The organism is Stenotrophomonas sp. 21LCFQ19, assembly GCF_056861425.1.
Window position 1 is genome coordinate 143,135 of sequence record NZ_JBSPUF010000003.1, and the last position, 20,746, is coordinate 163,880.

12 protein-coding genes are annotated in these 20,746 nt (G+C 61.8%); 7 read left to right on the forward strand and 5 right to left on the reverse strand.

Features of this window, described 5'->3' with window-relative positions:
• Positions 1-65 precede the first annotated feature (65 nt).
• Genes AC13FW_RS04745 through AC13FW_RS04765 form a run of 5 tightly spaced genes read right to left on the reverse strand, consistent with a single transcriptional unit; the run spans position 66 to position 7,962 of the window.
• Positions 66-2,369 (reverse strand): restriction endonuclease subunit S, encoded by a 2,304-nt coding sequence (locus AC13FW_RS04745; protein WP_482988365.1) that lies wholly within the window; start codon positions 2,367-2,369, stop codon positions 66-68.
• Positions 2,366-3,835: a type I restriction-modification system subunit M gene (locus AC13FW_RS04750; RefSeq protein ID WP_482988366.1), complete on the reverse strand. Its 1,470-nt coding sequence runs from the start codon at positions 3,833-3,835 to the stop codon at positions 2,366-2,368. Before AC13FW_RS04750 ends, AC13FW_RS04745 begins: the two co-directional genes overlap by 4 nt.
• A gap of 9 nt (positions 3,836-3,844) precedes the next feature.
• Complete coding sequence (locus tag AC13FW_RS04755) at positions 3,845-4,687, reverse strand: HNH endonuclease (RefSeq protein WP_482988367.1); 843 nt, start codon at positions 4,685-4,687, stop codon at positions 3,845-3,847.
• Positions 4,684-7,053, reverse strand: coding sequence for an EcoAI/FtnUII family type I restriction enzme subunit R (hsdR, locus tag AC13FW_RS04760; RefSeq protein WP_482988368.1), 2,370 nt, complete (start codon positions 7,051-7,053; stop codon positions 4,684-4,686). The genes AC13FW_RS04755 and hsdR overlap by 4 nt, the downstream gene beginning before the upstream one ends.
• A 21-nt stretch (positions 7,054-7,074) precedes the next feature.
• The gene (locus tag AC13FW_RS04765; RefSeq protein WP_482988369.1) at positions 7,075-7,962 is read right to left on the reverse strand and encodes a restriction endonuclease; all 888 of its coding nucleotides are present in this window, start codon (positions 7,960-7,962) and stop codon (positions 7,075-7,077) included.
• Between the two features lie 732 nt (positions 7,963-8,694).
• Between AC13FW_RS04765 and AC13FW_RS04770 the strand changes: the two genes are divergently transcribed.
• The 7 genes from AC13FW_RS04770 to AC13FW_RS04800 all read left to right on the forward strand — a co-directional run bounded on the left by AC13FW_RS04770 (position 8,695) and on the right by AC13FW_RS04800 (position 20,715).
• Entirely contained in the window at positions 8,695-9,546 is an 852-nt protein-coding gene (locus AC13FW_RS04770) for an HpcH/HpaI aldolase/citrate lyase family protein (RefSeq protein WP_481545116.1), read from the forward strand.
• Positions 9,547-9,598: 52 nt separating this feature from the next.
• The gene (locus tag AC13FW_RS04775) at positions 9,599-12,007 is read left to right on the forward strand and encodes a sodium:solute symporter family protein (RefSeq protein WP_482988370.1); all 2,409 of its coding nucleotides are present in this window, start codon (positions 9,599-9,601) and stop codon (positions 12,005-12,007) included.
• Positions 12,008-12,142: 135 nt separating this feature from the next.
• A complete protein-coding gene (locus AC13FW_RS04780; protein ID WP_296250076.1) occupies positions 12,143-13,024 on the forward strand; it encodes a LysR family transcriptional regulator in 882 nt (293 codons plus the stop codon).
• A 594-nt stretch (positions 13,025-13,618) separates the two neighbouring features.
• Entirely contained in the window at positions 13,619-15,802 is a 2,184-nt protein-coding gene (locus AC13FW_RS04785; RefSeq protein ID WP_282267477.1) for a TonB-dependent receptor, read from the forward strand.
• A gap of 439 nt (positions 15,803-16,241) precedes the next feature.
• Positions 16,242-18,500: a TonB-dependent receptor gene (locus tag AC13FW_RS04790; RefSeq protein ID WP_481615449.1), complete on the forward strand. Its 2,259-nt coding sequence runs from the start codon at positions 16,242-16,244 to the stop codon at positions 18,498-18,500.
• A gap of 20 nt (positions 18,501-18,520) precedes the next feature.
• Positions 18,521-19,777 (forward strand): serine hydrolase domain-containing protein, encoded by a 1,257-nt coding sequence (locus AC13FW_RS04795; RefSeq protein ID WP_482988371.1) that lies wholly within the window; start codon positions 18,521-18,523, stop codon positions 19,775-19,777.
• Positions 19,774-20,715 (forward strand): ribokinase, encoded by a 942-nt coding sequence (locus tag AC13FW_RS04800; RefSeq protein WP_282267483.1) that lies wholly within the window; start codon positions 19,774-19,776, stop codon positions 20,713-20,715. The genes AC13FW_RS04795 and AC13FW_RS04800 overlap by 4 nt, the downstream gene beginning before the upstream one ends.
• Positions 20,716-20,746: the final 31 nt, after the last annotated feature.

Consider the following 20,746-nt stretch of genomic DNA (forward strand, 5'->3'; position numbering starts at 1 on the left):
GAGCCGAATAACCTGGTTATTCGGCTCATGGGCTGGAGTCAAAGCGCCCCGGCTTCGCAGGCACCTCAGTGCAGAAGACTCCCCTGATGGCGAGTGCTGCTTATCTTGCCTGCGGGCACCAGTCGGTATTCGCGCATCCAGCTCAGCCATTTGGCCAGCAGTTCGGGAGAGAAGCGCTCTTTGCCCTTGTACCAATTAGTCCGGAACTCATTGATCAGCCAGCCGTCATCCGGTTGTTGCCCCTCAGCGAGCGCATCATTCCAGACGGCATACAACGTCGCCACGATTTCAAGGTCTTCGGTCTTGTGTGCGCCCAGCAGGCCGATCAATCGATCCAGCTCAGCACGTTTGTCACCCAGTTCGGCAGCACCGGCGTCAGCCGCGCGATCAATTGCGGCGTCAGGACGATAGACAATCTTCTCGATACCGGACTTCAACGTCTCCTTCTGGGTCGCATAGAGCTGTGACTGAGCTGCCTGCTCCTCAATCTGGTAGATCAGCTTATCCAACGGACCCGCAGCCTGCCGCTCATAAGTCATGCCAAGCTTGAGGCCCAGATGCTGGTCAGCAAGGAACAACCATTTCATGTGCGCTGTACGACCAAAGGTTGGGCGGGAAGCCAGCTTGCGCACCAGATAGCTACTGAGATAAATCGCACTAGAACAAGACGCAGGCGGCCTCTCCGTGATCGCTGCTGCAACTATCGCATCAGCCAATGCATCGCTGAGTTCTCTCGCCTTTGTCTGACTGGCCTTCAGCTGATCGCACAGCGCCATCACATGATCGACCTTAGAGACGATGCGATGCATTTCATTTACAGGAGGTAGCGGAACAGACAATAGTCCGAGAATCTCCAAATTAATATTCTTCTGAGCGGTAGAGGGTGCAAAATTTTGAAGGTTCGATTTCGCTGTGCGAAGGAAGAATTCAAAATACCGTACATCCAACTCAGGAAGATCCGGAATGAAACCCACAACGCTATCTGGGAAGCACGCCTCAAAACCCAAAATTGCGCTGTCAGCGATATTCGCCGCGATAGTAATGCACATTGTGCCAACAGGCCACAGGCGACTTTGAGCCAGACCTTCAGCGTTATACATCGCGCTGTGCGTTCTAACTATCCCATGCGCCCGAGCGACATCACCAGTTTGAACTAGAGGAATACTTCCACCCACGTACAACGACGGGTCATTTCGGGGGCGATGCCTCGATTTTCCGCGTGAAAGCTCCCCCACTGCTGGCAGTGTCGTCCACGTCCAATTTCTTGGCAGCTCAAACGGATGTTCTTGACCCGAACTCATCGCGAGAAGCTTCGGCTTCTTATCACCTCGACTACTACGCGTTCTTTGTATGCGCTCAAGCAACACACTTGCCGGCTCATCGCTGAAATCCTGCTGCGCCAATTTACCCATCACAGCTAGCTCTAGTACGGTTTGAATCAGGGCATCAATGCTCGCCTTGGTAGTGAATAGCGTTGTGAAGTGATCAGATAGCCGTTGCCAACTGGCAGAAAAATCCGCCGCATCTACGGTCTTGGTCAAGCTGTCGAGCAGTGTACGCACCAGATGCATGTGGGCAACCTCCGCATCCACCTGCCGGGCCTCCACTCGATCACACAGCGCCATCAGCTCATCCAATTTGGCGACGATGCGACTTTGTTCATCAAGCGGCGGGAGTGGGAACGGGTTCGCTTCAACAAACTCTTTCGGCAATCGCTTCTGCCCTGCTGTCCCCGTCATTTTGGTTTCGCCAGCAAGCAAAAACTGCGGCGACTTCAAATAAGCCAGCACATATCTTGCGTCGAGAGTTCCGGAAACCGGGCGAACGATGTGCAACTCTGTCGTCCCAGCCCCTAAACCGTTCCTTAGTCCGGCAAAAACACAAGCTTTACTATTCTCAAAGCATGGTGTGATTTTCGCGACACCAATGTCACCCTCAGCAAAATGTGTGAAACCCTGCTTAACATCGCCCCAAGTACGGAACTCTTGCCCGTGCTGACCATCGAAGCGCGTGCCAATAAGGGTCATTGGCACAAAAGAAACCTCCAAGTTGTCCGATGCAGAATTTCGTGGATTAACGAATGCAATCTGCGCTAGTGAGCTCCACTGCCAACCTGTTGGCAGCTGGTAAGGAGCGGCGCTATCAGCACTTGCGCCGCGAGGCTTATTTTTTTTTGCCGCGCTTTTCTCGACAGAGCCCGCCTTTCCCTCGACGATTCGCAAAAGCAGCTCGCCCGCTGATTCGTCACTCGCATCCTGAGGCACCAGCTTGCCGCGCATCGCCAACTCAAGAATCAGCTCGCGCAGCTTCTTGATTCCGTTCGGCGCAATGGCCAGCAATGGCAAATTGTCGGTCAGCAGCGCTGTCATACTTGCCGCTCCAAAGCCTCAGCTAGCGCCGCCTTGAGTTGATCTCGCAACTCGCTGATCTCGCCTTGCAACCTGGCGTAGTCACGCAGCAAATGCTCCGGATCATGGCTAGTCTGCTCGCCGACATGCGGATTCTTGCAATCAAGGTTCCAGCTACGTGCCCGCAGCTCTTCCAAGCTGGCCTTCCAGGCAAACTCATTTTCCTGCCTTGCTGCAAAGCCATCCGCCTCGCTGCCCCACCACGCCTCTTCAACTGCGAATTCCTCAATGCGCATGGGCTTGGTCTTGGAGTAGTTCTTAACACCTGCCGGATACTGGTGTTCGTAGAACCACACTTCTTTGGTCGGCGTCCCCTTGGTGAAGAACAGCAGATTGGTCTTGATGCCGGTGTACGGATTGAACACACCGTTGGGCAACCGAACGATGGTGTGCAGGTTGCATTCGGTAAGCAGCTTTTCCTTGATGCGGCTCTTGATGCCTTCGCCAAACAGGAATCCATCGGGCAACACCACGGCGGCCCGGCCGCCGGGCTTGAGCAGGTGCATGATCAGCACCAGAAACAGGTCGGCAGTCTCTCGTGTGCGGAATGCCGCCGGGAAGTTGTTCTCAATACCGTCTTCTTCCATGCCGCCAAACGGCGGATTGGCAACTATGCAATCAACACGCTCCTTCGGCGTCCAACTGGTGAGTGGCCGCGCCAGCGTATTGTCGTGCTGGATCTGATTTGGCACCTCGATGCCATGCAGGATCATGTTGGTAGTCGCCAGCAGATGCGGTAGCGGCTTCTTCTCCACGCCAAAGATGCTGGCCTGTAGGACGCGCTCATCCTCGGCGGTCTGCGCATAGCGCTGACGCTTATGCTCGATGGTGCAGGTCAGGAAGCCGCCGGTACCACATGCTGGATCCATCACCTTCTCATCCAGCTTCGGGTCAACCATGCGCACCATGAATTCGGTGACCGGGCGCGGGGTATAGAACTCACCGGCATTGCCAGCGTTCTGCAGATCGCGCAGCAACTGCTCGTACATGTCACCAAACGCGTGCCGCTCCTGTGCACGGTTGAAATCGACACCTTGCTGGATCTTGTTGATCACCTGCCGCAGCAGCTGACCGGACTTCATGTAGTTATAGGCATCCTCGAAGATGCCACGGATGACAAAGCCCATCGGCTTGCTGTATCGCGGCTGCAACTCGCGCAACTTCGGGAACAGGTCATTGTCGATGAACTCTTTCAGCTCATCGCCGGTAATGCCTTCCGGATCCGCCGCCCAATTGCGCCAGCGGTATACCTCGGGCAACGGCGAACGATAGCTGTCATCCAGCAGTTCCCATTCCTGTTCACGGTCGTCGAGAATTTTCAGGAACAGCATCCAGACCAGCTGACCGATGCGCTGTGCATCGCCGTCGACGCCGACATCCTTGCGCATGATGACCTGGATGGATTTTATGGTGCTTGAGATCGACATGAAATTACTTCAATTGGAGATAAAGCCAAACACACGCCGGTGTTCAGCCAAATAGGGGAGATGCGCGGGTGCAAGCTGCTTCAGGCGACGATCATCGCCCTGCAGCCCCAGCCGCTCCAGTTCGGCATGCGGCAGCGCAGCTGAATACAGCAAACGGCCATCATTGGCAAAGGAGATCAGCCCACGGTCAAACAGCCGATCCACATGTGCGGCCAGCAATAGTCCGTTGAAAGGGTCCAGTCGCTCCTGGTTGCTGCTACCAGCCCACGGCTTGATATGGCTTGCCACCAGTACCTGAGCCAATGAACAACCGGTCAATGCGCAGGAGCCGTCCCAATAGGCCATGAGCGCGCGCCGGAAGCCACCTTGACCGATACGGGCGTCAATAAGCTGTTGCCTTACGGTTTCTGTCAGCTGACTGCAGCTCGGATCATCGGCCAATTCAGCTACAGCGGCCTTCCGCAGCAATACATCTTCCGGAGCGGACATTGTGCCTTCCAGAAGCTTGACTGCTGCACGTAGGGCTTGAACGCTTGGCACGTCAAAAGCGACGCCTGTTTTGCTCTGGCCCGTGGCCGCCAATGGGAAGCCATGCAGGTCGGCATTGCGGTAATCAATGCCAGGACTACCAAGTGCTGCTCGCAGGGCTTCCCAATGTGGAAGATCCCTGTGCTGCGGCAAAACAAGCAAGGGCCGCGTGCGCATCGCCCTTCCTCCTTTACCGCGCTTTACACAAATCGGCTGATCACTGATCGGCAGATGATAGGTATAGGCGTACATGGGGGAATGCCGTAGCACCGCTCCCAGCCTTTCCAGCTCTCGAGCGATCTCGTCGGAGTTCAACCCGCTCATGCGTACAGCGCCTTCTCAAGCTCTTTGATCGCCTGCAAATATTGCTGTCGCCCGCCAAAGCTGGAGACCAGCTCAACGGGCGATCCCAGGCTACGGAACGGATCCAACTGCAGGATCTTGATGTCCTCGATATGCTCCACGCCGGTATCGGCATACTTTTCCAACAGCCCCTCAAGCACCTCTCGTGCCGAGCCCTTGTAGCGTGTGAAGTAGTCACGCTTGCGGACATTGTCCGCGCGTTCTCGTCGGGACAGCGGTGGCTGATCGAAGGCGACATGGCAGATCAGATCGAACGGATCCAATGGCTTGCCAAGTTTGCGCTCGACTTCCTCGCTCAAGGCCTCCCACATCACACCTTGTGCCGCCATTTCGTCAATGATGGCCTTCTTCTGCTCGGCATCAGTCCAACGCCGCAGGAATTGATCCAACGAAGTGAACTGCCGCTGCACGCGTTCACGGGTGTAGTCGCGCAGCGACTCCGTAATCAACTTGCCATCCGGGCCGTAGTACTGCACGCGCTCGGCCACAATATTGATTGGCACGTTGTCCACGACATAGCGCTTACGCGGCTCACCAACACCACCTGTATCTCCGCCGGTTATGGTCACCTCACCCTCACCTGAGGGCTCCCCTCCTGCGGGTTCGGACGGACCAGGAACATCCTCCGGGGGGACGGGGCTGTCTTCCGGCCCAGGGTTGTAGATCTGCACCGGATCACCATCGAAGGCTGCGTCGGCGAACAGCTCTGTCGCCTTCTTGAAATCCATGATGGTGAACCAGTACTTGCCGTAATCCTCGTTGATTCGGGTACCGCGCCCAATGATCTGCTTGAACTCAGTCATCGACTTGATGTGCTGGTCGAGCACGATCAGCTTGCAGGTCTGCGCATCAACCCCCGTAGTCATCAACTTGCTGGTGGTTGCGATGACCGGATAGCGCTCCTCAGGGTTGATGAAGTTGTCCAGCTCTGCCTTGCCTTCCTTTTCATCACCAGTGATGCGCATGACGTACTTTCGGCTCTCCCCTACCCGCTTGGGATTCAGGTTCACGAGAGCCCGGCGCATGCGCTCGGCATGGTCTACGTCGTCACAGAAAACGATGGTCTTCTGGTACGGATCGGAGGCTTCAAGGAACTCGGTGACCTTCTTCGCGACCGCCCAGGTACGCGGTTCGATGACCAGCGTGCGATCCATATCCGAAAGGTTGTAGATGCGGTCTTCGATCAGCTGGCCATGCTTGTCCACCATGCCTTTGGGCGGACGCCAGCCCAGGAGGTCCAGATCGAAATCGATACGTACGACCTTGTAGGGCGCGAGAAACCCGTCCTCGATGCCTTGCTTGAGGCTGTAGGTATAGACCGACTCGCCGAAGTACAGCGTGCTGGAGACTTCTTTTGTTTCTTTTGGTGTTGCGGTGAGACCTATATGGGTCGCACCTGAGAAATAATCCAGAATGTCGCGCCAGGCTGAATCCGAAGCTGCGCTGCCGCGGTGGCATTCATCCACCACTACCAGATCAAAGAAATCTGGTGAGAACTGTTTGTAGATGTTTTTCTCTTCCTCGTTACCAGTAACGGCCTGATAGAGAGAAAGATAGATTTCGTAGGAGGTATCTATCTGGCGCTTGGCGATCTTGGTCATCGCCTGCCCGAAGGGCTTGAAATCGTTGTTGCGGGTCTGATCCACAAGGATGTTGCGATCCGCTAAAAACAGGATGCGTTTCTTCTGCTTTGATTTCCACAGCCGCCAGATGATCTGAAATGCAGTATAGGTTTTGCCTGTGCCCGTCGCCATGACCAACAGGATGCGATCCTGCCCACGCGCTACGGCTTCGACGGTGCGATTGATGGCATTGGACTGGTAGTAGCGCGGCGAGCGGCCACTGCCATCGTCGTAGTAAGGAAACTCAACCTTCTGACAGGCAGCAGCATCCAGGCCTTTCCACTGGCAGTAGCGCTGCCAAAGCTCATTGGGGCTGGGGAACTGATCCAGTGTCAGTTCGGTCTCGACCTGATCACCGGTGCCGGTGCGGTCATGGAACAGGAAGCCGTCGCCATTGCTGGAAAACACGAACGGCACATCCAGCGACTCGGCATAACCCAGCGCCTGTTGCATCCCAGCACCGACGCCATGGTTGTTGTCTTTGGCCTCGATGACCGCAAGCGGAAGGTTCGGCTTGTGATACAGGATGAAGTCGGCCCGTCGCGCTTGTCCGCGGCTATGCAACTTCCCCCTGACAATGATGCGCCCCTTGGTGAAGGAGACCTCTTCCCGCACCTGCGTCTCTATATCCCAACCGGCCAGCTGGATGGCAGGCACCAGATACTTGGTACAGATATCCCGTTCGCTCAACGACTTCTTGTCCATTTCGCTCCTTCCCCTTGCAACTTATTCGTCGCCCGCCAAGAACCACACAGGCTTGAGCGGTAAGCGCCGACGGGCGCTGTCGTCCAGCTGGCCGTAGTGCCGAGTCCACAGCTCAACCAGTTGGTTGGCGTCAATCAGGGTGATGCGGCGATGGCTCTGGCGGGCTTCCAGGTCGGCGTCCTTGGTGAAGCCGGACAGGGCCACGAACAGGCCGACGTCGCCTTCGCCCAGCACAGCCATGAAGCTGCGCAGGCCCATCACATCGATCTTGGGTGAGTTGGCGTTGCGTTTGACCTGCACCTTGATGCGCGGCGGGCGGGTGCCCAGCGGGTCGTTGTAGGCGATTACGTCCACGCCACCATCCTTGCCGGGCGGGGCAATCCACGCCACGTGGTAACCCATGGCGGTGAGCAGGGCGCCTACCAGCTCCTGGAAGTCGTAGGGCGGCATGTCGGCCAGGTAGGCCTCGATCTCGGCCCAGGCCATTTCCTCGGCCTGTTCCAAGGTGATGCTGGCGGATTTTTCCACCGCCTCGTCATCGCCTTCGTCGATTTCGATTACGGGCTGCGCCTTTTTCCATTTGTGGTACAGGCGTACTGCCTCGCGGTAGAACTGTTCGCCGTCCGGGTACTGCTGCAGGGCTACGGCGCCTTCGGCGGTGATGCTCCAGATGCCCTTGTCCTTGACCAGCCAGCCGGCTTTTACGGTGTCGACGGTGGCGAAGCGGACGATCTTCTCGAAGCGGCGCCCGCCGGTAGGATAGTCGCCTGCTTCGTAGGGGGTCAGTTCGACCTGGGACGCGAGGGTTGCCAAGGCTTCTGCGGCCTTCATGCCGTCGGGCCGGGTTTGCAGGATGCTGAACAGCTTGCGTATCAGGTGGCCGGTCCGGGCCTTGGTTACTTCCGCCATGCTTCCCCTGCCTCGGTGGTTTGTTTCAGCCTTTTGGCGCCGGGATGCGGCCGCCGGATCTGGCTGATTTATGTGAAGGGCCATGATAGCCGGGGTGGCTTGTGTATATCAGGCTGAACCGGCTTGGTCGTGGGGGTAACTGCTTTGTTCAAGGCCTTCCGGAGGCTTGGGTTGGCCTTGGGTAAAGGGCGCTGGGGTTGAGGCTTGATTTTGCTGGCCGTTGCAATGTTGGGGGAGGCCTGATTGCGAGGTTGGCGCCCAGGATGAGTTTTGGGTTTTTGCTGGGGGCGGAGCGCGAGCCAGATCAAAAGCGCCCCCCACCCGCCCCTTCGGGGCACCCTCCCCCGCAGGCGGGAGAGGGGACGGCGCTGGGATCTGCGGTATTGCTTGCGGTTTAGCATCGCCGGGTACGGCGGCAATCTGCTCCCTCCCTTTGGCCAGAGGCCAAGGGGAGGGTTGGGTTTGGGTTTGGGTTTGGGTTTGGCTCTCCCGCCGCTTCGGCATACGTCCGGGTAGCTCAGGCAAAAGTGAAAAGCGCCCCCCTTCCGCCCTTCGGGCACCTTCCCCCGCGGGCGGGGGAAGGGACAGCCCGCGCCTTGACGCCTTGCTGAGGCTTTCTCCCCACCCGCCAAACTCCGCAAACCACAACAAAACCTATCGGGTGAATGTCGGGGAATACACTTTTTCAGCGTTCCGATTCGCGCAGACTGCCTTTCAAAGTGAGGGGAAGCCATGCGTAGCAAGCTGTTTGTGCCCGGCGCACGTCCGGAACTGTTCGACAAGGCCTTGGCCAGTGCGGCCGATGCCCTGTCCTTCGATCTGGAGGATTCCGTCCCCGAGGCTGGCAAACAGGCGGCGCGCGCGGCCATCGCCAGCTTCCTCGCCCGTGCCGACGTGCTTGCCAGCAACAAGCTGCTGATCGTCCGTACCAACGCCACCGACAGCCCGCACTTCGCCGCCGATCTGGCTGCGATGGCGGTGCCCGGCCTGTGGCTGCTCAACATCCCCAAGGTGGAATCGGCCGCGCAGGTGCGGCAGGTGGTCGTTGCGCTCGAACGCGCCGAGGCCGCCAATGGCGTCACCCGCCCGATCGGCCTGCTGCTGAACATCGAAACCCCGCGTGGTCTGCGTCTGGCCGCTGAATTGGCTGGCGCGCATCCGCGCGTCGCCGGCCTGCAGTTGGGCCTGGGCGATCTGTTCGCGCCCAATGGCATCGCCCGCACGCCGGCCAATGTGCATGCGGTGCTGTTCGCGGTGAAAATGGCCGCCACCGAAGCGGGCGTGTTCGCCTGTGACGGGGCTTGGCCGGATGTGGCCGATGCCGAGGGCTTCCGCACCGAGGCCATGCTCGCGCAGCAGTTGGGCTATATCGGCAAGAGCTGCATCCATCCGCGCCAGGTGGGCCAGGCCAATGTGATCTTCAGCGTGGCCGAGGCCGAACTGGACGAAGCACGGCGTATTGTTGCCGCCGCGCAGGCGGCCAGCGATCTGGGCCGCGGTGCGTTCCTGTTCGAGGGCCGCATGATCGATGTGCCCTACCTGCGCCGGGCCGAAGCCCTGCTCGCCGGCGCCCTGCGCGCCTGATCTTTCCACCTGGCGGTTCGCCGCCACGCCGTTCATTACCGGGATTCCATCCATGCCCACGCCCATGGCCACCGCGCTCGCCGCGCTGTCGCACCGCTTCTCGCTCGGCTTCCGTCTGCTCGTCGTCACCACCTTGCTGGCGTTGGCCGGCACGGCGGCCGCCGACGAGAGTTTGAATGCAGTGAAGCCCGGTTCGCTGCCGGCACTGCCGGAGGCCGCGCCGGTGCAGCAGTTGCTGGATGTCGATGGCCGCCTGCTGGCCCGCTCCGGCGACAAGGCCTGGCTGCTCGACAAGAATGGCAAAGCATGGACGGCCGCCACCGGCATCAGCAACGAAGTGGTGCAGGACATCGTCCGCACCGGCGACAAAACCTGGGTGCTGACTGGCCCGGATGCGAGCCACAGCGATCAGCTGCAGCAGCTCACGCTCAAGGGCGAAAGCCTCGGCAAGGGCCAGTCGCTGGCACTGCCATCGCCACTGGGCAATGCGCATGCAGCCGCCTTGGATGGCGCCCTGTTCGTCGCTGGTGTCGACGATAGCGGCGTGACCCAGCTGTACAAAAAGCCGACCGACGCCGCGCAGTGGCAGCCGCAGCCGATCTGGCCGGGCGCCGCTGCCGTTGTCGCCCTGCAGGCGCAGAAAGGCGCGTTGTACGCGGTGGTCGGCAACAACGGTGCGCAGCAACTGCTGCGCTGGAACGCAGAGAAGGGTTGGCATGAGCTGCCCGCCATCGGTGGCGACGTTGTCCCGGGTTCGCTGCGTGCACTCGGCCAGGCGCACTTGTTGATGCAGGTGACCGACGCGGTTGGCAGCAGCCACGCGCGTACCTTCCACACCATCACCAGCGCCTGGGCCGACCTGGCCGATACCGATGCCAACGCACCGCTGGCCACCGCCAGCTGGGGCAATGGCCTGGCCTGGGCGAATGCCGATGGCAGCCTGCATACCTTTGAACTGCAGAGCGGCAAGCACCTGCTGGGTTGGATGGACTGGACGGTGATCATCATCTACCTCGGCGCGATGCTGGGCATGGGCGCCTACTTCTACTTCCGCGAGAAGCGCGCCAGCACCGCCGACTTCTTCGTCGGTGGCCGCAGCATTCCGTTCTGGGCCGCGGGCGTGAGCTTGTACGCGACCAACACCAGCTCGATCAGCTTCATTGCCATTCCGGCCAAGGCCTTCGAAACCAACTGGCAGTACCTGACCAACAACCTGATCGCAGTGCTGGGCCTGATGTTCGTGGCGGTGTGGATCGTGCCGCTGCTGCGTCGCCTGGATTTGATGAGCGTGTTCTCGTATCTGGAAACCCGCTTCCATCCGGCCATCCGCATGCTCGCCAGCGCGCTGTGCATCGTCATGCAGATCGGTGCGCGCATGAGCGTGGTGCTGTTCCTGCCGGCGCTGGCCATCGCCACCATCACCGGCATCAGCGTGGTGTGGAGCATCATGATGATGGGCGTGTTCACCATCCTCTACACCGCGATGGGCGGCATGAAAGCGGTGATCTGGACCGACTTCGTGCAGGTGATCGTGAAGATGGGCGGCGCGATCTTCGCCATCCTGTTCATCGTGTGGACGCTGAAGGGCGGCTTCGGTGAATTCGTCGCCACCGCGGCGATGGAAGACAAGACCAAGCTGTTCGATTTCAGCTTCGACCTGACCAAGGCCACGGTGTGGGGCTTCATCTTCCTGGTCGTGTTCGACGTGGTGCTGACCTTCCCCAAGGACCAGGTGCTGATGCAGCGCACCCTGGCCACCAAGTCGGACAAGGAAGCCGGCCGTTCGATCTGGGCCTTCGCTGCGATCATGATCCCGGGCGGCTTCATCTTCTACGGCATCGGTACCGCCTTGTGGGTGTTCTACAAGAACAACCCGCAGCGCCTCGATCCGCTGCTGCCGATCGATGCGACCTTCCCGTTGTTCATCGCCGCCGAGCTGCCGCCTGGCGTCACCGGCCTGATCATCGCCGGCGTGTTCTCCGCGGCAATGGCCACCTTGTCGAGCATCATGAACAGCGTCGCCACGTTGATCTCGGTCGACTTCTACGAGCGCATCGCCAAGAACCCGACCCCGCGCAAGAGCGTGCTGTTCGCCGAGATCTCCACGGTGCTGGTCGGCCTGACCGCGATCGGCCTGGCGCTGATCATGACCCGCTACGACATCCACTCGCTGTTCGACGTGTCGATCGAACTGGCTGGCCTGCTCGGCGGCGGCTTTGCGGGTGCCTATACGCTGGGCATGTTCACCCGCCGCGCCAACTCCGCCGGCGTGGCAATCGGCGTGGCCGCCAGCATCGTGCTGACCTTCGTCGCATGGTGGTTCAACCTGGTCCATCCGTACTTCTACCTGGCCATCTCGATCTTCCTGTGCATCGTGATCGGCTATCTGGCCAGCCTGTTCTTCCCGGCCCCGAGCCGTTCGCTGAAGGGCCTGACCATCTACAAGCAGGACGCGGTGTGAAGACCGGTCGGCACGCCGCTGCGGGCCGGTTCCGCGGCGGCGTGAAGCCAGCTTCAGCAACGACCATGACGTTGGTCGGATCGCGCCGCCGCGCCCGCTGGTGTAGTTTGGCGCGCAGCTGAGAGGTCTAATCGCGTGGAAACCCAGTTCCTCAATACCTTTGTCACCGTGGTCGACCGTGGCTCCATGGCCGCGGCCGCACGCCTGCTGCACATCACCCCGGCCGCCGTCGCCCAGCAGATCCGCACGCTGGAACGCGAGCTGGGCGCGCCGTTGATCGCCCGCGCCGGCCGCACCGTCAGCGTCACCGAGGAAGGTGCGCGCATCCTGCAGCGGGCGCGCGACCTGCTGCGTGGCGTGGCCGACCTGCGCAGCGTCGCCAACGAAAGCGGCATGGCCGGCGAACTGCGGCTGGGCGCCTGCCCTACCGCGCTGGGCGGGCTGGTGCCGGACATCCTGGCGCGGATGGTGGCCAAGTTCCCCGAGATCAACGTCTTCATCAAACCCGGTTACTCGGCCGACCTGTATGGCGCGGTGGAATCGGGTGACCTGGATGCGGCGATGGTGCTGCAGGCACCGTTCTCGCTGCCCAAGACCTGCGACTGGCAGCTGCTGCGTGAAGAGCCGCTGGTGGTGCTGGCGCCGGCGCGCATGGCCGGTGCCGACCCGCACCAGCTGCTGCGCGAGGAACCGCTGATCCGCTACGACCGCCACGAATGGGGCGGCCGCCAGGCCGATGAATATCTGCGCAAGGCCGGCATCGTGCCGCGCGAACGGTTCGAGCTGAATGCGCTCAATGCGATCGCGGTGATGGTCGATCGTGGTTTGGGCGTGTCGCTGGTGCCGGATTGGGCCAAGCCGTGGCCGGAAGGCATTTCGGTGGTGCGCATTCCCCTGCCCGAGCCCAGCGAGCCACGCCGCATCGGCATGGTCTGGTCACGCTCCTCGGTGCGCCTGCGCCAGGTCAATGTGCTGCTGGACGAGGCGCGCACGGCGTTGTTGCAGCCGACGGACTGAACGAAATTCACATGTAGTGCCGAGCCATGCTCGGCAAGGGCATTACCCGTAGATCCCCTGTAGTGGGGGGGGGGGGGGGGGGGGGGGGGGGGGGGGGGGGGGGGGGGGGGGGGGGGGGGGGGGCGGGCGGGGACCCCGCGGGGGGGGCGGGCCGCCCCCGCCCTCGCCGGTGGGTCGCGGCCGGGGTCGCGCCCCGCCCCCCCCCCCCCCCCCACTACAGCTCCCGAGGGTTGGGGAGGGGTAAGCCCTTCCGCTTCTGAATTTGCGGTGGCTTCGCGGCTTACGCCGCTCCTACATGGGACACGTCTGCCGGATACATCCCGGTGAAGCCCCTGCCGAGCATGGCTCGGCACTACCGATGCAAAGGCCAATCGCAACAAACCCTAGGCTTTGAACATACACAGGTGCGCTTCTATCGCGCCGGGGCGCCGCCTAGGCTTCGCCCAACGTCGGAGTTGCGCCCGGTGCCCGCCTGGTCGGGGACCGAAAGCAGCAAACGGCAGGATCAAAGGGGCGCTAGTCCCCGTCGCATTCTGGCTCTGCCGGCTCCCAGGCCGGTCGCGTCACACATTCAAACCTGGGGGAGAGAACAACATGATCAAGCCACTTTCGGCCGCCATCAGCGCCGTGCTGCTCGCCAGCGCGATGAGCCCGGCCTTTGCACAAGACGCCGGCGATGCCGCCACCAACCTGGACCAGGTGATCGTCACCGGCAGCCGCACCCCGGTCGCCATCGAGAAGGTTCCCGGCGCCGTCACCCTGGTGACCCAGGAGCAGGTGCAGCGCACCCTCAATCTGACCGAAGACGCCACCGCCGTGCTCGCACGCATGGTGCCGGGCTACTCCGAATCCTCGCAGGCGATGAGCAACTCCGGTGAAACCCTGCGTGGTCGCATCGCGCTGCGCCTGTTCGACGGCGTGCCGCAGGGCTCGCCGCTGCGCGAAGGCAACCGCAACGGCACCTTCACCGACATGGGCGTGATCGGCCGCATCGAGGTCATCAATGGCCCGTCCGCCGCCGAAGGCATTGGTGGCGCCGGTGGCGTGATCAACTACCTGTCCAAGAACCCGGAAGTCGATGGCCACCAGACCATCATCAGCACCCGCTACGGCACCCAGTTCAAGGACAACAGCGACCAGTCCAAGATCGGCGTCACCCACACCTTCCGTGGCGATGCGACCGACTTCGTGATCAGCGGCGCTTACATCGACCGTGGCATCGCCTATGACGGCGACGGCCGCCGCGTCGGCCTGAACACCTCCGGCTCGCTGTCCGATTCGTACAGCAAGAACCTCTTCGTGAAGGGCGGCTACAACTTCGGCGAAGACCAGATGCAGCGCATCCAGGCCAGCTACAGCAACTTCCACATCGGCGGCAAGCACAACTACATCCCGGTGGAAGGTTGCCGCTTCGATCCAGTGGAGTGCCCGAACCCGACCACCAACACCGCCGAGAAGGGCTCCATCGCCGGCTCGCTGGCCGAGTTCAACGATTTCGAGCAGTTCGCGGTGAAGTACACCAATGCCGATTTCTTCGGCGGCGACCTGAGCGTTGATGCCTACTGGGCTGAGCAGGCCATGCGTTACGTGCCGGAGAACGGCGACGACCGCCAGCTGACCAAGCCGGCCCCGACCGATGATGCCGACCGCATCTGGGACCAGTCGGAAATCAACAGCGAGAAGAAGGGCCTGCGCTTCGGCTACGCCTACAGCGACCTGTTCAAGGTCGAAGGCCTGCGCCTGCGTGCCGGCCTGGACCTGGTGGAAGACACCGCCGAGCAGCGCCTGGCGCTGACCAACCGCCTGTGGGTGCCGCCGATGAAGTACACCAGCATGGCGCCGTACGCGCAGCTGAGCTGGGACATCGGCCCGGTGACGCTGGACGCCGGCGTGCGCCGCGAGGACGGCGAGCTGGAGATCGACAGCTACACCACGGTCGCCTTCCGCGACCACACCCCGGTGCAGGGCGGCAAGCTGGATTACAAGGCCACCATGCCCAACTTCGGCGCGATCTGGCGCATCAACGATGCCTGGTCGGTGTTCGCTTCGTATTCCGAAGGCTTCGGCATCGCCAACGTCGGCATCCCGCTGCGCAACATCCAGGCCAGCAGCCCGTGCAAGGCCGTGTCCTGCATCACCGACCTGCAGCCGCTGATCACCGAGAACAAGGAAATCGGCTTCAACTGGCGCGGTGCCAAGGGCCAGGTGGGTGCGTCGGTTTACCGCTCCACCTCGGACTTCGGCTCCACCCTGACCGTGGACAAGGCAACCGACGACTTCATCCTGACCCGTTCGCCGGTCGAGATCGAAGGCTTCGAGCTCAACAGCGCCTGGACCTTCAACCAGCACTGGAAGGCCACCTTCCTGTACTCGCGTATCCGTGGCCAGACCCAGTACTACCCGGGCTCGGGCCTGAAGAAGGAAATGGGCATCCTGGACATCTCGCCGGACAAGGTGAATGCCTCGCTGACCTGGACCCCGACCGATACCCTCAACGCCACCCTGGGCGTGAGCAAGACCTTCAGCCGCGACCTGCGTGAGACCTTCACCAATCCGGCCAACGGCGATGTCTACGTCAACGAAGAGAACACCTATGGCTACGCGCTGTGGGACCTCAGCGTGAACTACGACACCGGCCGCTTCGGCCAGTTGTCGCTGGGCATCGAGAACCTGTTCGACAAGCAGTACGTGTTGACTTGGTCGCAGCTGCCGGGCTGGCAGAACTACTTCTCCGGCCGCGGCCGGATGGTGTCGCTGTCGCACACCATCAAGTTCTGATGACTGCAGTTTGAAGACGGCGCCACAGGCAACTGTGGCGCCGTTTTTTTTGTTTGATGTTTGTTGTTTGTGGGAGCGGCGTCAGCCGCGAAGCTGGAGAAGCATCCGCGCCCGCGCATCCTGCAATTGCAGATATTTCGTCACAGGAACGGTGGCCTGCTTCGCGGCTTACGCCGCTCCCACAAAAACGATGCCCAGCGGCAACAAGAAAACCTTTCTTGTTGCACCGCAAGAAAAAACCACAGCTTGCTTCAAGCAACAAAACCTCACGTCTGAAGCAAGGCCCCCCGCCTTCAATGCCCTCCTGTGCACGCCTAGGCTGCTGTTGTCGGGGAGTTGCGTCGGGAGGGATGCAGCAGCCAACAGAAGTATCGGAATGCCGCAGTCCGCGGCAGCAGTTCATGCACGTCTTATCTAAAACAAAAACGAGATAAACAACATGAAGAAGGTACCGGTAGCGTTGGGGGTTCTGGTCCTGGCCGCTGCGATCAGCAGCAGCGTGCAGGCCCAGCAGATGCAGGCAGCAAACGAAGAAGACAGTCGCAGCGCCGACAAGCGCGCGCAGGATAAAAAAGCCACCGAGCTTGATCGGGTCATCGTCACCGGCGTACGCGCGCCCAAGGCGGTGGACAAGATCCCCGGCGCCATCACCATCATCACCCCGGAAGAGATCAAGCAGTCGCTGATCATCACCGAGGACAACACCGCGGTACTGGCACGCACCATTCCCGGCTATGCCGAATCCTCGCAGGCGATGACCAACTCCGGTGAGTCGCTGCGTGGGCGCATTCCGCTGCGCCTGTTCGACAGCATCCCGCAAGGCTCACCACTGCGCGAAGGCACCCGCAACGGCACCTTCACCGACATGGGCGTGATCGGCCGCATCGAAGTGATCAACGGTCCGTCCGCTGCCGAGGGCATCGGCGCTACCGGTGGCGTGATCAACTACATCTCCAAGGTGCCGGAACAGATCGGCAGCGAGACCACCATCAATGCGCGCTACCAGACCCAGTTCAACGACGACAGCGTCGGCTGGAAGCTGGGCCTGAGCCACGCGATCAAGCAGGACAACTACGACTTCCTGGCCAGCGTCTCGCAGCTGGAGCGCGGTATGGCCTATGACGCCAAGAACCGCAGCATCGGCATGAATTCCAGCGGTTCGCTGGCCGATTCGCAGTCGCGCAACCTGTACATGAAGGGCGGCTACAACTTCGGCGAGGACGGCGAACAACGCCTGCAGGCCACGTACAGCAACTTCAACATCGGCGGCAACGGCGATTACATCCAGCTGGTCGGCTGCAAGGGCCCGAATGACTGGCCGCCCTGCGACACGCCGGTACCGAATACCTCGATCAAGGGCCATATCGACGGCCAGCGCGATGCGCTCAACAAGTTCATCCAGTACAGCCTGCAGTACACCCACAGCGATTTCTACGGCGGCACGCTCGACCTGGTCGGTTACCAGGCCAAGCAGGGCATGCGCTTCCTGCCGGAGAACGGCGCCGACCGCCAGCTGGTGAAGCCGGCACCGGCAGACGATGCCGACCGCATCTTCGACCAGTCCGAGATCCAGTCACGCAAGAAGGGCCTGCGTACCTCGTGGACGCGTCCCAGCATCTTTGGCGTGGACGGATTGGAGCTGCATACCGGCGTGGACTTCGTGCAGGACGTGGCCGAGCAGCGACTGGTGATGACCGACCGCGTATGGGTGCCGCCGATGGATTACCGGAGCGTTGCCCCGTATGCGCAGCTGTCCTGGGATATCGGCCCGGTCACGGTCAGCGGCGGCTTCCGTCGCGAGAACGGTGAGCTCGACATCGACAGCTATACCACCGTCGCCTACCGCAACAATTCCTTCGTCGAAGGCGGCACCCTGGACTACACCGCCAACCTGCCCAACATCGGCGCGATCTGGCGCGTCACCGATGAGTTCTCCCTGTTCAGTGCCTATAGCAAGGGCTTCACCCTGCCTGACATCGGCATCCCGCTGCGCAACGTGAATTATCCGGGCCAGACCGTGGCCGGCATCCTCGACCTGCAGGCGATCATCGTCGACAACATCGACATCGGCTTCAACTGGCGTGGTTCGCGCGGTGCGCTGAGTGGCAGCTGGTACCACTCCACCTCCGACTTCGGGGCATCGCTGGAAGTGGACCCGCTGACCAGCGACTTCATCATGACCCGCGCGCCCACCGACATCAAAGGCATCGAGCTCACTGGCGAATTCCGTTTCACCGACACCTTCAAGATCACCGGCCTGTACACGCACCTGCGCGGCTACACCTCGTTCTGGGGCCCGGACCCGCAGGGTCGCTATGACGCAGGCCCGATGAAGAAGCCGCTGGGCATCTTCGATGCGACGCCGGACAAGATCAACGTCGCGCTGGTGTGGAAAGCATTGCCCAACCTCGACGCCACCCTCGGTGCCAGCATGTTGCGCGACCGCCACCTCACCGGCTCGGCAGTGCGCGAATACGACGGCGAAGAGTACGACTACGACGAAAAGATCAACGGCTACACGCTGTGGGATCTGGGCGTGAACTATGATTCGGGGCGCTTCGGTACGTTCTCGCTGGGCGTGGACAACCTGTTCAACAAGTACTACATCCTCAGCGGCTCGCAGGGCGATGGCTGGCAGAACTACTGGGCCGGTCGCGGTCGCGTGGTGTCGCTGAGCTATTCGTATACGTTCCGCTGATGAGCGCAGGAGTGCACGCCATGCATCAAACCATCGCAACACCGCGCAGCCACCGCTGGCTGCGCCATGGCGCCGCACTCCTGCTGTGCCTGTCGGCGCCGCTGCTGCACGCTGATGAGCGCTGGCAGCGGCTGGATGGTTTCCTGCAGGCCAGCACCGCACCGGGCCAGTTCCCGGGCGCGGTGGCGCTGGTCGAGCACGATGGCCGCATCGTGTTCCAGCAGCACTACGGCCACGCCGACAGCGCTGGCCATCGGCCACTGCAGGCCGACAGCATCTTCCGCATCTATTCGATGACCAAGCCGGTGACCTCGGTCGCCGTGCTGATGTTGCTGGAGGAAGGCAAGCTGTCGCTGGACGATCCGCTGGCCCGCTACCTTCCCGAGTTCGCCGACCGCACCGTGGTGACCGGTGGCGACCTGCAACATCCGCAGACCGAAGATGCGCCGCGCGTGATCACCCTGCGCCATCTGCTCACCCATACCAGCGGATTCGCAGCGGCGTCGGACACGCACCGGGTGGCGACCAAGCTGTTGACCGCGGCCGATGTCGACAGCGCGACCTCGCTGCAGGACGTTGCACGCCGCTTGTCCACGCTGCCCTTGGCCGATGCGCCCGGTACCCACTTCCATTACGAAGGCAGCAACACCGAGCTGCTGGCACGCGTGGTCGAAGTGGTCAGCGGGCAACCGTTCGCGCAGTTCCTGCAACAACGCATCTTCAGCCCGCTGGCGATGCACGACACCGGTTTTGAAGTGCCGCTGGCGCAGCGTGGTCGCGTGGTCGAACTGCCAACCAGCAACGACGATGGCAGCCTGCGCGTGGCTGATACGCTCAGCGCGCGCAATCCGGGCGTGCGTCTGAAGGGCTACGACAGCGGTGCCGGCGGCCTGTATTCCACCGCTGCCGACTACCTGAAGTTCGCCCACATGCTGCTTGATGATGGCCGCAGCGGGAAGCAGCAGCTGCTCGCGCGCAAGACCGTCGAGCTGATGATGAGCGACCAGCTCGGTGGCTTCGAGCCGGCCATCAGCAGCTATGGCGCGGGCGAAGGCTTCGGCCTTGGCGGCTATGTCATCACCAACCCGGCGTACCGCGGCAAGCTCGGCAGCGTCGGTCAGTTTGGCTGGTCCGGTGCGGCGTCCACGTACTTCACCATCGACCGCAAGGAGAAGCTGGTGGCCATCCTGCTGATGCAATACCTGCCCAGCGGTGACAAGGCGCTTGCTTCACCGTCCACCCGTTTCTACAACCTCGTTTACCAGGCCATTCCATGAGTTCCACCGTTCTTGTCGCCGGCTCGGCCAATCTCGATTTCGTGGTGCGCGCGGCGCATGTGCCGGCACCGGGTGAAACCGTGCTCGGCCGCGAATTCCGTACCTTCCCCGGTGGCAAGGGTGCAAACCAGGCCGTGGCCTGCGCGCGTGCCGGTGGCGCTGCCACGCAGATGCTGCTTGCCCTGGGTGCCGATGACTTTGCCAAGCCAATTGAAGCCTCGTTGAACGACGCTGGCGTGCTGCTGCATGCCGTGCGCGATGCGCAGCTGCCGACCGGTACCGCCTTCATCTGCCTGTCCGATGATGCCGAGAACGCGATCACCGTCGCCCCCGGCGCCAACATGGCACTGCTGCCCGAACACCTGCCAGCACTGGATGGCGTGCAATGGCTGCTGTTGCAGCTGGAATCGCCACTGGCCTCGGTCCAGGCCTACGCAACCGCCGCCCGCGCTGCCGGGGTGAAAGTCGCCTTGAACGCAGCACCCGCGCAGGTGCTGCCGGCCGAACTGCTGGCACAGCTGGACATGCTGATCGTCAACGAAGGCGAGCTGGCGGTGGTTGCCGGCAATCCGCCGGACCTGGCCACCGGCCTGGCACGGCTCGACGTTCCCTGCGTGATCGTCACCCTCGGCGCGCGCGGCTGTCTGGCCCGCATCGATGGCAAGATCCTGCTGCAGCCTGCGTTCTCGATTTCGCCGCTGGATACAACCGCTGCGGGCGACACCTTCTGCGGCACCTTGATTGCCCTGCTCGCCCGCGGTGAGCCACTGCAGCAGGCCCTGCTGGCTGCCAGTGCCGCATCGGCGCTGACCTGCACGCGCCTGGGTGCACAATCCAGTATTCCCGAACACGCCGAAGTACAGGCATTGCTGGCCGACGCCAGCCGCCTGCCCGGCACCGACGCCCATGCCGCACTCGCGGCATGGTGCGCGCTGTAACCGTTACGCCTCCCCCCGTTTTTGTTGGATG

What these genes read in the sequence shown, in the direction of transcription:
- hsdR (WP_482988368.1), bottom strand. Translation starts at nt 7,053, where the DNA reads ATGGACAAGAAGTCGTTGAGCGAACGGGATATCTGTACCAAGTATCTG.
- AC13FW_RS04800 (WP_282267483.1), top strand. Translation starts at nt 19,774, where the DNA reads ATGAGTTCCACCGTTCTTGTCGCCGGCTCGGCCAATCTCGATTTCGTG.
- AC13FW_RS04785 (WP_282267477.1), top strand. Translation starts at nt 13,619, where the DNA reads ATGATCAAGCCACTTTCGGCCGCCATCAGCGCCGTGCTGCTCGCCAGC.
- AC13FW_RS04790 (WP_481615449.1), top strand. Translation starts at nt 16,242, where the DNA reads ATGAAGAAGGTACCGGTAGCGTTGGGGGTTCTGGTCCTGGCCGCTGCG.
- AC13FW_RS04765 (WP_482988369.1), bottom strand. Translation starts at nt 7,962, where the DNA reads ATGGCGGAAGTAACCAAGGCCCGGACCGGCCACCTGATACGCAAGCTG.
- AC13FW_RS04745 (WP_482988365.1), bottom strand. Translation starts at nt 2,369, where the DNA reads ATGACAGCGCTGCTGACCGACAATTTGCCATTGCTGGCCATTGCGCCG.
- AC13FW_RS04775 (WP_482988370.1), top strand. Translation starts at nt 9,599, where the DNA reads ATGCCCACGCCCATGGCCACCGCGCTCGCCGCGCTGTCGCACCGCTTC.
- AC13FW_RS04750 (WP_482988366.1), bottom strand. Translation starts at nt 3,835, where the DNA reads ATGTCGATCTCAAGCACCATAAAATCCATCCAGGTCATCATGCGCAAG.
- AC13FW_RS04770 (WP_481545116.1), top strand. Translation starts at nt 8,695, where the DNA reads ATGCGTAGCAAGCTGTTTGTGCCCGGCGCACGTCCGGAACTGTTCGAC.
- AC13FW_RS04795 (WP_482988371.1), top strand. Translation starts at nt 18,521, where the DNA reads ATGCATCAAACCATCGCAACACCGCGCAGCCACCGCTGGCTGCGCCAT.
- AC13FW_RS04755 (WP_482988367.1), bottom strand. Translation starts at nt 4,687, where the DNA reads ATGAGCGGGTTGAACTCCGACGAGATCGCTCGAGAGCTGGAAAGGCTG.